Source organism: Vibrio minamisatsumaniensis, from assembly GCF_050337445.1.
Classification (GTDB): domain Bacteria; phylum Pseudomonadota; class Gammaproteobacteria; order Enterobacterales; family Vibrionaceae; genus Vibrio; species Vibrio artabrorum.
The window spans coordinates 21,552-34,267 of the sequence record NZ_JAKJSY010000055.1; the positions used below are offsets into that span (position 1 = coordinate 21,552).

Genomic DNA, 12,716 nt, shown 5'->3' on the forward strand with positions numbered 1-12,716 from the left:
ACTTCGTTAATCTGTGGTTCGAGATTGGATAAAGAAAAGCCCCAACAGAGTGGGGCTTTGGAGATTTCTGTATTAAAGGAACTCGTCGGCGCCACCTGACAGCATGATCTCGCCACTGTCGGCCATCTTCCTCGCAATACCCAATATCTCTTTTTGAGCCGCTTCCACATCAGAGACTTTCACTGGCGGCATCGCCTCAATATCGTCTCTCATCATATCAGCCGCACGTTTTGACATATTCTTATAGATCTTCTCGCGTAAACCTTCATCAGCACCCTTAAGCGCTTTCTGAAGAACGTCCTGTGGAACATCACGCAGTAGTCGTTGAACACCTTGATCATCCACTTCAATAAGGTTTTCAAAGACAAACATAAGATCTTGAATCTGGGTTGCCATGTCTTCGTCTTGGTCGCGGATTTGATCCATCAAGACGCCTTCCACGTTATTGTCCATGTAGTTCATGATCTCAGCAGCAGCTTTCAGACCACCAATTTTCGCTGCTTGAGCACCCGCTTGACCCGCAAATTGTTTCTCCATGATTTCATTCAGTTCAGCAAGTGCTGAAGGTTGAACTTCTTCTAGGTTAGCAATACGCATCATCAAATCAAGACGAACGCGTTCTGGGAACTGAGACAGGATCTCAGCCGATTGATCAGCATCAAGGTACGACAAAACAATGGTTTGGATCTGAGGATGCTCGTTGATGATGATACTCGCTACCTGACGAGGGTCCATCCATTTAAGTGAATCCAAACCTTTCGATCCAGTGCCAAGTAGAATTTGATCGACAAGGTTATTCGCTTTGTCTTCACCCAAAGCCGCCACCAGTGCGTTACGCATGAAGTCTTCACTGCCCATGCCAATATTGGTGTACTTTTGAATATCATCTAAGAAAGCACGGTGAACCGCACCCACTTTTTCCTGAGACAAATCCGCAGCGCGTGCCATGGCACTACCCACACGTTGAACCTGCTTTGGCTCTAAATGACGAATAATACCAGCAGCATCTTCTTCGTTTAAACTGAGCAACAAGATCGCAGCACGCTCATCGCCAGAGATAGAAGTGATATCCACGCCAGCAACATCAAGCACTTCACCGCCTTCGGTTTGTTGTGGAACAATTTCGTTAGCCATCTGCCATCCAATTCTTAACTACTTGAGCTGCTAGCTCGGGTTCATTCGCGACAAGTGCACGCACTGCTTTCAATACATCTTCATCTTTATGAAGGTTTGGTAAGTCGATACTTGAGCCAAATTCAAACAACTCTCCCCCTTCAATATCACCACCAATTAAGCTGGTTTCACCGTCAGCACCAATTGGCATTCCATCAGGGCCGTACATTTGCTCATCATCATCGGCTGCTGGATTGAGCAGTTTTTTCATAGCAGGGCGAACAAGCACCAAAATAACCACAATAATAACAAGGGCACTCGCAAACCAACGAACCCAATTATTAAAGCTCGGGTTTTCCCAAATTGGCACATCTGGCACAACATCAACGACTTGAGGCGCAAACTGCATACTCAACACGTTAAGTAAATCACCACGGCTTTCATCAAACCCTACCGTACCAATAAGCACCTGACGAATCGCATTAATTTCACTCTCAGGAATGGGCGTATGAACCACTTCACCCGTGTCTGGGTTCACGGATTGATGGTCTTTGATTGCCACCGATACTGTCTGACGATTAACTGCGCCGCTCTGTTTTCGTTCATGGCTGATCGTGGTGTCTAACTCAAAATTTCGAGTTGCTTCTTTGTGAACTGAGCCTTGCCCTGTCGCACCATTTTTCATCTGGGCAACATCCTGAGGAATGGTGGCCGAAGCAGGCGGCTGATTGCTCAAGGCTCCCGGAATACCAGCGACAGTATTCCCGTTATTGTAGTCTTCTAAGGTATATTCACTGCGTGTCGCCGGCGTGTTCGGATCATAGCGTTTGCTCGTTTGCTCTACCGCGCTAAAGTCGAGCTGAATATCAACCTGAGCGGTATAGTTGCCAAAACCCAAGATAGGAATCAAAACGGAGTCAATTTTCTCACGCAGCGCTTGTTCTTGGTTGCGCTCTAATTCATGTTCTTTACGGCGCGCTGTTGACATCGGATCTTGAGAGCCTGAGTTCAGAAGTCGACCATGTTGATCGGTCACCGTAATTCGTGAGGTTTTCATTCCCGGAACCGCACTCGCCACCATATCCACAACAGAATCCACTTCTTGTTGCTTAAGGTTGTTGCCGGTTCTCAGTGTTAGGAACACCGAAGCAGAAGCTTCTTGATTGTGGCGAACAAACACACTTTGTTTTGGTAACGCTAATAAAACCTGAGCTTTACGCACCTGTTGCATTTGCTCAATGGCTTTTGCAAGTTGTCGTTCACGACTTAATTTAAGACGCTCTTTTTCTAAACGTTGTGATACACCGAACCCCATATCTTGCATGAGGATATCATCACCGGCATTTCGTTCTTGATTTAACCCCGCTCGTACCATATTCAACTTCAAAGAGTTGTACTCACTCGCAGGCACTGAAATCGTATTCCCCTCAAGAGCGTACTCGATTTTTTGTTGATCTAAGTAATCAAGAACTGGGATCAACTCTTCTGTTTCATACGCTCCTAATGGACGCATTTCTGGCTCTTTTACCCAGAAAAAAAGCATCACTATAAGCGCAACACAAATTGAGATGGAAAGGACTAAGACGACCTGACGAAGTAAGTCGAGATCACCCACGGCCATATCGAACTTAGACGAACTGCGTTCACCCAGATCAGGATTTTGCCCTTCTTCGTCGAGCTCAGATCGCGCAATAAGGGCGTGGTCGTTGCTGTCACTTACGGCTAAATCTGTTGTTTGACTATTATCTGCCACTATTTAACTACCTAACTTATACCGGCATATTCATCAGCTGTTTGTACGATTCGACCAATTTATTTCTAATTTGAATCGTCGCCTCAAAAGCCACACTCGATTTATTACGAGCAATCATAACATCGGATAGGGACACGCTTTGGTCACCACTATCAAAACGCGTTTGAAGATCACCCGAGGTCTTTTGTAATGAGTTCACATTATTGATGGCCTGAGTCAGCATGTTGCCAAAATCTGCACCGACTGCTTGCCCCGTTGTGGTGGGACGGGCACTGGCAGCTTCAACCATCATTGCTTGCATTTCGCCTTGTAAACCATCTATTCTCATTTACTACCTCGGAAGTCAAAAAAATGACCATCTATTTCGCTGTATTATTGACAGAGCAATTAGCGTGCCAGACATGATTTGACTAGACATCGTACTACAATAGTCAGAAGGCTAGCACTATTAATCTGTCCTCAGTTTGGGATATCTATTCCAGCATCGCGCATTTTAGCTAACTTATAACGTAACGTACGGGGGCTAATTCCTAACTTTTCAGCCATATCTTTACGTCGACCATTGCAAGCGATCAACGTTTCAAGAATGATTGCATACTCTTGATCTCTAAGCTCATTACCAAGCCCCTCACTGCTCGCAACGGCTTTGTAAATTGGATTGACTTCCGCAATAGGCTTAATGTCTGGCGCGGCAACATCATTACCTTCAACAATGTGCTGTAACCCGCTTGCATCTTGCCAATCAACGCCTTCAAGAAGAATATGCTCACCCGATATATGATCTTGCTCGCTCAAAATTAACGCTCGTTGGATGACATTATCTAATTCACGAACGTTACCCGGCCACGGATAATTGACAAGCTTATGAATGGCCAGCGCTGACACGACAGGGACCGGCATACCGAGTTTGGTGCAATGGCGTTCAACCAGGTGCTTAGCTAAAGGCTCAATATCCCCTTTACGCTCACAAAGAGGCGGCCATGAAATAGGAAAAACATTCAGTCGGTAGTATAGGTCTTCTCGGAAGTTGCCTTCAGACACATACTGTTTTAAATCACGGTTACTGGTCGCTAACACGCGAACATCAAGCTTGATACTCTTGCGACTCCCCAAGCGCTCCACTTCACGCTCTTGCAATACACGTAATAATTTAGCTTGCAGGCCAAGATCCATTTCACTGATCTCATCCAATAAAATAGTACCGCCCTGTGCTTGTTCAAACTTACCAGGACAAGCTTGAATCGCACCAGTAAAGGCACCTTTTTCATATCCGAACAGTGTTGCTTCTAGCATGTTGTCTGGGATCGCGGCGCAGTTAATCGCAATAAATGGGCCGTCTTTACGGTTTGAGGCATTGTGAATATAACGAGACATCACTTCTTTACCTGAACCACTGGGGCCCAACACCATGACGTTAGCATCCGTTTTTGCGACTTTATCAGCCAACATCATTAATTTAATACTTTTTTCATCAGCAACAATGGCATCACCATTATCATCCGATTTAATGGGTGCATAGCGACTGACCATGTTCAACAGAACTTCAGGGGCGAATGGCTTCGCCATATAATCAATCGCACCTTCTCTCATTGCCGCAACTGCATCTTCAATATTAGCGTACGCTGTCATCAATAATACAGGCAGGTTGGGCCAATGCTGTTTGATATTTCTTAATAACGTCAACCCCCCCATGCCTGCCATTTGAACATCAGAAACAACAATATCAACAGAGTTAGATTTTAACTTAACTAGAGCATCTTCTGCACAATCCGCTTCTAGCCATTCATAACCAGCAAGCGCGAGAGTATCGACAAGGGCTTCGCGTAGACCTTCATCATCTTCGACGATTAACACTTTACTTTGAGCCATAAGATTCTCCAGTATAATTCTATTAAAACGTATTAATCTTCAGTTGAAAGTTGTCTTTCCAATGGTAAGCACATAGTAAAACATGCCCCGTCACCTTCTTCTGAGATCAATTCCAGTCGGCCTTCATGTGCGCGACAAACCATTTGTACAACGGCTAAGCCCAAGCCTGTACCTTGTGAACGGGTGGTAAAGAATGGTTCCATAATTTTACTTTGAAGCGCTTTCGGTACGCCGGGCCCACTGTCTTGTACAGATATCTTAAGCTCGCCGTTTACTGGCCGAAAGAAAACATCTATCTGCGATTCTTTACCGGCAATTTGAACCGCATTCAAAACCAGATTACTTAAAGCTGAAGCAATCGCGTTTGCGTTGCCAAACATTTGAGTACCTTCACTCTCGACCTCTTGACAATAATCAATCTGGTTGGTTTTTAATGCGGCCTCGACCATGGGATGAAATTCCGAGATCAACTCAGCGACAGTAAATGGCTTAACTACTTTATTATCACCACCTTTAGCAAACAACAACATATCATTCACTTGTTTCTCTAAATCATGGAGTCTATCCATAAGCTTAGATTGAAAACGTGTTTTTGTTGTAAGTGGTAGGTTGGGTGCGGCAAGGTTTGATGCATACAGCATTGCGCTAGAAAGTGGAGTACGAACCTGATGTGCAAGCGAAGCCACCATCCTGCCTAATGATGACAAACGTTGAAGATCACTGACGCGAGATTGCAGCAGACGTGTTTCTGTCAGGTCGGTAATCAATATAAGCTGACCGGTCGTAGAGGCTGAAATCGCCAAACGCACTTTTCGGCCGTTCTTCAATGAGATCTCATGACCATCGTCATCTTTTGGGTCAAAGGCACTTTGAATGACAGAAAACCACTTCTCACCCACTAATTCAACGCCGAGGATACGGTGCGCTTCTGGGTTCGCTTCTCTCACTTCACCTTGCGTATCTAACAAGATGACACCAGCGGGCATCACATCGAGTACTTGCTTATAGCGTTCAACTTGCTGCTCAACAGAATCTAAGTGTGATTGGTTTTCTGGTTGATTCGATAATTGCATGTCAAAAATTTGCCTCAAAGACTAAAACAGCCTGACACACAATGCGAACCAGGCTATTTGCTATATTCTTCATCTAAACACCCGACGATAGTTCATCGGTTCGCTCACTAGAGTGTTTAATAGCCACAACGTGCACGCTAGTTTTATTGTTTGCCTCTGACGGTAAAGACGAACTAACGTTGCAAATTATACTTACGCATTTTCTCAACCAGAGTAGTTCTGCGCATTCCAAGCATATCAGCCGCACGAGCTACGATTCCTCCTTGCGCTTCCAAGGCCTGACTGATCATATTCACTTCCAGATCGGCAAGTAACTCTTTCAGGTTAACCCCTTCTGGCGGTAACTCTTGAGGAGCATTCACATTGTCAGCAATATCATCTTGCCGTTCAAAACTGAAATCCTCAGAAAACAACTCAGCCAATGCATCACGCTCCAGCTCTTCCTCTGGAACAACACTATTAAACTCTGGTTGGAATTCAGGAATATCACTGTAACGATACTTTGTTGGAAGGTGATTGACATCGACCAAGCTATTAGGATAAAGAATAACCATTCGCTCCACCAAGTTTGCCAATTCACGCACATTACCTGGCCAATAATGCTCCATCAAAGAATTAATCGCACGAGCCGTGAAACAGATAGGCATACTCCCTTCCGCTTCCATTCGGGTCATCAGCTCTTGAAGCAGCAAAGGAATATCTTCTTTACGGTCTTGAAGTGCCGGCATTTCAATCGGGAATACGTTCAAGCGATAATAAAGATCTTCACGAAACGAATCATCATCGATCATATTTTCAAGATTACGGTGTGTGGCAGCAATCACTCGAACATCAACTTGAATCGTGTTATTTCCTCCGACACGCTCAAAGCATCGCTCTTGTAATACACGTAATAACTTCACTTGCATCGTCATTGGCATATCGCCAATTTCATCCAGAAACAGCGTGCCCCCCTCGGCCAATTCAAAGCGACCTTTACGAGCGGTAATCGCCCCGGTAAACGCGCCCTTCTCATGACCAAACAGTTCACTTTCGAGCAAATCAGGTGGGATCGCACCGCAGTTCACTGGTACAAAAGGCCCTGAACGGCGTTTAGAGTGATAGTGAACATTACGCGCTACCACTTCCTTCCCCGTGCCTGACTCCCCAAGAATCAATACATTCGCTTCCGTAGAAGAAACTTGTTCAATGAGGTGGCGTACCTCTTGGATACCTGCACTTTGTCCAACTAGGCTGCGAAACAAAGTATTCTTGCGTGAAGTCGATGCTACTTGAACACCTTTGCGTCCTAAGAATTCTTTACAGTGTCTTAATGCATCACTTAATTGTGGGTAATTAAGTGGCAGTTCGAGTTCGCCAACAAAGTTCGTAAGCTCATCAACATGGTGATGATTGTGACTAATAACCAGTAAAGGTATGTGACTGGCATGAACAAGCTTTTCATTGAGTAGTGTGTTGAAATCGTTACTTTTAACTGAACCGACAATACAGCCGACCCACGGAAGTGACCAATCAACCTTGTGTGCTTGTTCAGAGCTAACAACTTCGCAGCTTTCTCCTACAAACTCTAATATGGTGCTTAAGTTGTGACGATATTGGGCATTATCATCAACGACAAGCAGTTTTGTCAAACCTTGCATAAGTAGGAATTATTGCCTTTATTTGGGTTCGATGAGGAAGACCATGAACAATGTCATCGATAAAATGAGGAAAGTATCAATAATTATATATCACGAAGACAAGTTTCGGTAATCAACAACGAAAAAAAGCCATTAGGCTATCTAATGGCTTCTATTTTATTTGAATAAAAAAATAAGGCAACCAACCAATGAGAGGAAATGAGATTGGCTAAAACAGCAGTTCTTCTTTAAATACCTACATCAGCAGACGTTAAATTGTGATATTCATTCGGGATTTGGTCCCATGCACTCTTAATTTCGCGGATGATATCAATAACCTCATCGATAGGCTGGGGATCATTTTTGTGATTTGCCGCAGAAATTTGTGTGATCATGTACTCATAAAGTTGATCTAGGTTTTTAGCAATGTCGCCACCGTCGGCCATAGATAGGCAACTGCGTAAGCTAATAATGATATCGAGCGCCTTACCCAGTCGCTCTCCTTTTACCGGGATATTGCCAGCTTGCATCGCCGCTTTGCCTTGAATCAAACGCTCAATAGCCCCTGCCATTAACATTTGTACAATTTTATGCGGTGAAGCAGCCGTTAGTTGACTATCCACTGATACCTTTTTATATGCCTGTAAAGAACCGCGCATAGTAAACCTCTTTTTATAAAAACTTTTTATATTGCTGAACTGATTTGGCACCGTGTCGGTATTTATGTAGGGTTTTACCTAACCGGCCAGTCTCGGACTGCATCAATTCGACCAATTTTTGGGTTCTCGAAATGGCATCACACCACTCGGGACTTTGCTTAACGTCAGGGTATAAATCGATTAATCGAAGTACGTTTTGCAATAACTGTTCTCTGTTATCGACAAGCTGCGTTATTTCTTCAGCATTAATTTCGCTTAATTCAAGTTGGGATATTATTAATTGATCGAGTTCACAAAGCGCTTTGAGCTGATTGTTCATTTACTAACCTAGTGCATTCATCATGCTACCCAATTGAGATTGCATCTTCCCAGTCGCATCTTGCATCGCAGCGAACTTTGAGTGCGTGCGACTCTCAAGGCTCGCCATGCGGCGATCGAGTGCGCTTTGGTCATCGGCCAAACGATAGTTTTGTTCTACCAAGCTCTTTTCTCGAGTGCGAATAGAACCAGTAAATCCGGTAATGCCTTGAATCGCATCTTCCACTTTTTTAGCGAAACCATTATTACCGCCAAAGAACTCCCCCAACTTATCAAAGTTATTGTTCAGTTGACGGTCGAGCATATCGTAGTTTATTTCTAACGAACCTTGTCTTGTGGTCGTAATACCAAACTCAGTCAAAGACTTGAGGTTCACAGGAGCCCCTTCAACACTTGATGAGAATACACTTTTCAAACGCGAGTCGGCGTTACGTACCGCACTGTCGCCAGAGAGTGGGCCTTTTTGCCCCGTCGCGGGATCAACGCCAGCCAAACTTTTTGAGGTTTGATAAAACTGATTATAAGAATTAACAAAAGCTTCAATATCTTGGCGAACACGATTTCGGTCGTACTCTACACCAATTTCTGTCGGTGGCTTATCTTTGGGTGTTTTTCCTTTCAACGTGATATCAATCCCTTCAATAGCATCTTCAATCACGTTGTTTTTACTTGAAAGCTGGGCTACGCCATCGAGCACAACCTTCGAATCTTGTCCCGCTTGTACTTCAGTCATACCACTGTAGTGATCAAAAGACTGTTGAGCCTGAATAAGGTCAGCTTGCGCTTTGTCTATCTTATCTAAGCGCTCACGCTCTTCTGGATCTAATTTCGCACGCTCGATATCTTTGGCTTGTTCAGCGGTCAATTCGCCAGTTTTAACTTTCTGTTGCAGTTCCGCTTTTTCTGTTGCGGCCTTTTCTTCGATACGCGCTTGTTCTGCTTCTAGTTTTGCCTGGGCCTCTTTCGGCGTTACATAAGAATCCGTCAGCGTACCTGATGCGGCATTTGACCAACCAGAGACATCCGACGCTTTCTCTATGGCTTTTTCATCAAGCTCGGGGGCTGGAGAGTAATATGAATCTAAAAGTGTACCTGAAGCCGTTTTAGTCCAACCTGGAATCCTGTCTTCAGGCTTCAATAATGTTGCAGCCTGAGCTGCGTCTAAAGCTGCCTGTCCATCAGCGGCCGCTTGTTCACCGTAACTAAGACTGTCATCTGTCCCCTTATCGGCTTGAGCTTTTGACGGCGGAATTTGGTTACCGCTTGCCTCAATAGACTTGTCTAAGGGTGCAATATCTTGCCCGGGGGCGGGCTGGGAAAGAATCTCTTGAGCAGAAAGGCGCGCTTTCTCTAGCGCTTTAGCACGCTCTTCAAGAGTTTTGTATTCAAGTTTTTTGAGAGGATTATCAGCGTCAGACTCGACATTAATGCTGATCTGCTGATCTGAACCTGATTGGTTCGAAGCGACAATAAGTCGAGGACCTTCAACATCATTGATAATAGATGCACGAACGCCTGGGTTGTTGTCTGAGCCATTGATACTGCGAACGACGTCGATAAGTTTCGAACGGTCACCCACTTGCACATCAAAGCTGTCATCGCCAAGCGAAACCTGCAGCTTACCTGGGCCAAATTTCATGTCCTCTGATAGTACATCAGAAGCCACTTTATGGCTTTGGGCAAGCTGCAACACATCGATGGCATATTTGCCAGCGATCGCTTCGGTAGTCGCAGTTGCAGACACAAGTCCTTCATCGGTGCTCTCTACTGTTCGCGCAGCGAAAGCTTTTTCTTGACGAAAGTTTGTCATCAGGTTTTTCATCGAATCAAGGGATTCTCTGAGTCTTCCATAGGCACTAATACTGGTATCGATTCGCGCTCGTTCATTATCGATTCGCTGCTGTTTGGGTACACGCTCCGAATCAACAATTTTGCTGACCATGGTGTTGATATCCATGCCAGACGAACCCCCCATTGGGCCAATACTCATTAAACCACCTCAATAATACGACTTAAACCTTAGCCTCCAGTATTCCACCATTTGAGGCTTGGGCTGCTAGGCGCCTCAAAATCTCAAGCATTTCTTCATCGGGGATCTGGCGAATAATATCACCCGTTGTGGTCTCATAAATGGTCACCACATCCCTGCCTGACTCTTCATCAACTTTAAAAGCAACACCCTTGTTGATAGAGGAGATAAACTCGTTTACCTTCTCGACCATCTTGACTCGCTCTTTATCATTTAACTCTTGTCTATCGTGAGCTAATTGACTCGCAGCTTCGGTAGCTTCTTCTTTCGATGTTTCTACCACGCCATAAGTTCTTGCTTCTTTCAGCCGTGAAATGCTCGATGCACTACTACCTTTATCGCTTGCAAATTTAGTGCCATTAGGTGAGCCATAAGGCTGGATGTTCGATGCGTTGGATGATATTTCCATAACACTCTCCCTCCCTCCTTCTATAAGCCAAACAGTAAAACCCTACCTAAAGTAGAGCTTACCGCTACTTACCGAGATAAGTTTAGCCCAATAAGCTTAGAGCTGCTGATGGTGACTGTTTTGCTTGAGCTAAGATAGAAGTACTCGCTTGTTGTAGGATTTGCGACTTGGTCATAGCCGTTGTTTCTTTCGCATAATCGGTATCTTTGATACGACTCTTAGATGCATTAACGTTTTCGTTGATGTTATCTAAGTTGCTGATTGCATGATCGAAACGGTTTTGGAAAGCACCAAGAGAAGCACGGCTACTATCCACAGATTTTAACGCTCCATCAATGATAGATACCGCTTCGTTTGCACCCGCAACCGAAGTAACATCGATATCATTAACAGTGACGTCTTTACCCGCACCGATACCTAACTCACTAGCAAGACTGCCACCGAAGGCAACATCACCGTCAACTTTTTGACTTGAAGCGAAAAGTTGCAGTTTACCACCTTCACCTACAGACGCTTTAACATCTTGGCTTTGACCATTAATGTAAGTCGCTAGCTCTTCAATGTCGTTGCCTTCCTTCGCAGCAAGCGTCAACTCGTGTGCGTCACCAAACTTATCGTTGTATTTGATAGTCAAATCAGCACCAGCACCTACGCGCCAAGATGAATCTTTGCCTTCTTCAACAGTATAACTTTTACCGCCCATACCTTGAGTGTCGGTACGCATGTTTGTCATGGAAAGCATCACTGCTTCACCGGAATCTGCACCGATTTGGAATGACTGACTGCCGTAAGTGCCGTTAAGCAGCTTATTACCACCAAAAGAGGTGGTTTCTGCGATACGGTTCAGTTCTTTGTTTAACGCAGAGACTTCTTCTTGGATCGCAACACGTTCAGATTTAGTGTTTGAACCATTTGAAGATTGAAGAGAAAGGTCACGCATACGTTGCAGGATGTTGGTTGACTCATTCATTGCACCTTCAGCGGTCTGTGCAATAGAGATACCGTCATTCGCATTCTTCACAGCCATGTCTAGGCCACGGCTTTGCGACGTTAAGCGGTTAGAAATTTGTAGGCCTGCAGCATCATCTTTTGCGCTATTGATTTTATAGCCAGAAGACAAACGCTCCATTGATTTTTGAGTACCTTCAGCCGCGTTGTTTAGGTAACGCTGAGCCGTCATTGCAGACACATTAGTGCTTACATTAATCGCCATAGTTGATCTCCTTTAGGCATTTTTAATGTACTTCTGTGACTCTCACCTCACACAAATACATATCAATTTTTTATGTACCAATGTCTCTCTCACCTTACATCAGTACATATCATTTCTCTCAATCCCTTTAACGGCCACTTAGTTGGAAGCTTTAATAAAAAATGTCATTATTTTCGTTTTATTTTCAACAGCAAAGAAAAATGTGGCCGAGATTCAATTAATCGAGCGACACGTACTAACATTGACTATCCCCACTTATTGATAAGTGTATCGTCGCACATAAAAACCAAAACGCTTCATTGACTAAACAGTAGGCAATAAAAAACCCAGCCGAAGCTGGGTCTGTTTAGCGCTCATCTCTCACCACGAGCTAATTTGTGGAAGCCTAGCGTTAACGCTTGTGATCAACAACGCTTATAGTCAACGCGGCTTTTCAATCGATTAACCGAGCAGGCTAAGGGCTGCGTTCGGTGCTTGTTTCGCTTGAGCAAGAATCGAACTTGAAGCTTGAGAAAGGATCTGAGACTTCGTCATCTGAGTCGTTTCTTTCGCGAAATCGGTATCTTTAATGCGGCTCTTAGATGCGTTAACGTTCTCGTTAATGTTATCTAAATTACTGATAGCGTGCTCGAAACGGTTTTGGAAAGCACCCAGTTCAGCA

At 44.4% G+C, this 12,716-nt stretch carries 12 protein-coding genes; all 12 read right to left on the reverse strand.

All coding sequences use genetic code 11. From position 1 onward, the window contains the following. Positions 1-72 precede the first annotated feature (72 nt). On the reverse strand, positions 73-1,134 hold the full coding sequence (gene fliG / locus L4B77_RS13260; protein WP_261839160.1) for a flagellar motor switch protein FliG: 1,062 nt from the start codon (positions 1,132-1,134) through the stop codon (positions 73-75). After that, on the reverse strand, positions 1,127-2,866 hold the full coding sequence (gene fliF / locus L4B77_RS13265; RefSeq protein WP_261839159.1) for a flagellar basal-body MS-ring/collar protein FliF: 1,740 nt from the start codon (positions 2,864-2,866) through the stop codon (positions 1,127-1,129). The genes fliG and fliF overlap by 8 nt, the downstream gene beginning before the upstream one ends. Positions 2,867-2,882: 16 nt before the next feature. After that, positions 2,883-3,194: a flagellar hook-basal body complex protein FliE gene (gene fliE / locus L4B77_RS13270; protein ID WP_261839158.1), complete on the reverse strand. Its 312-nt coding sequence runs from the start codon at positions 3,192-3,194 to the stop codon at positions 2,883-2,885. 131 nt (positions 3,195-3,325) lie between these two features. After that, positions 3,326-4,735 (reverse strand): sigma-54-dependent transcriptional regulator, encoded by a 1,410-nt coding sequence (locus tag L4B77_RS13275; RefSeq protein ID WP_261839157.1) that lies wholly within the window; start codon positions 4,733-4,735, stop codon positions 3,326-3,328. A 32-nt stretch (positions 4,736-4,767) separates the two neighbouring features. Further along, complete coding sequence (locus tag L4B77_RS13280; RefSeq protein WP_372041250.1) at positions 4,768-5,808, reverse strand: sensor histidine kinase; 1,041 nt, start codon at positions 5,806-5,808, stop codon at positions 4,768-4,770. Between the two features lie 173 nt (positions 5,809-5,981). Beyond that, positions 5,982-7,448, reverse strand: coding sequence for a sigma-54 dependent transcriptional regulator (locus tag L4B77_RS13285; RefSeq protein ID WP_429750963.1), 1,467 nt, complete (start codon positions 7,446-7,448; stop codon positions 5,982-5,984). Between the two features lie 227 nt (positions 7,449-7,675). Further along, positions 7,676-8,086, reverse strand: a complete 411-nt coding sequence (gene fliS, locus L4B77_RS13290; RefSeq protein ID WP_261839154.1) for a flagellar export chaperone FliS — start codon at positions 8,084-8,086, stop codon at positions 7,676-7,678. 13 nt (positions 8,087-8,099) lie between these two features. Next, positions 8,100-8,405 (reverse strand): flagellar protein FliT, encoded by a 306-nt coding sequence (gene fliT, locus L4B77_RS13295; RefSeq protein ID WP_261839153.1) that lies wholly within the window; start codon positions 8,403-8,405, stop codon positions 8,100-8,102. Between the two features lie 3 nt (positions 8,406-8,408). Further along, on the reverse strand, positions 8,409-10,394 hold the full coding sequence (gene fliD, locus L4B77_RS13300) for a flagellar filament capping protein FliD (RefSeq protein WP_429750966.1): 1,986 nt from the start codon (positions 10,392-10,394) through the stop codon (positions 8,409-8,411). A 22-nt stretch (positions 10,395-10,416) separates the two neighbouring features. Then, entirely contained in the window at positions 10,417-10,842 is a 426-nt protein-coding gene (gene flaG, locus L4B77_RS13305; protein ID WP_261839151.1) for a flagellar protein FlaG, read from the reverse strand. Between the two features lie 82 nt (positions 10,843-10,924). Next, the gene (locus L4B77_RS13310) at positions 10,925-12,055 is read right to left on the reverse strand and encodes a flagellin (RefSeq protein WP_261839150.1); all 1,131 of its coding nucleotides are present in this window, start codon (positions 12,053-12,055) and stop codon (positions 10,925-10,927) included. 441 nt (positions 12,056-12,496) lie between these two features. Further along, on the reverse strand, positions 12,497-12,716 hold a 220-nt coding region (locus tag L4B77_RS13315), incomplete at its 5' end, for a flagellin (RefSeq protein ID WP_429750968.1).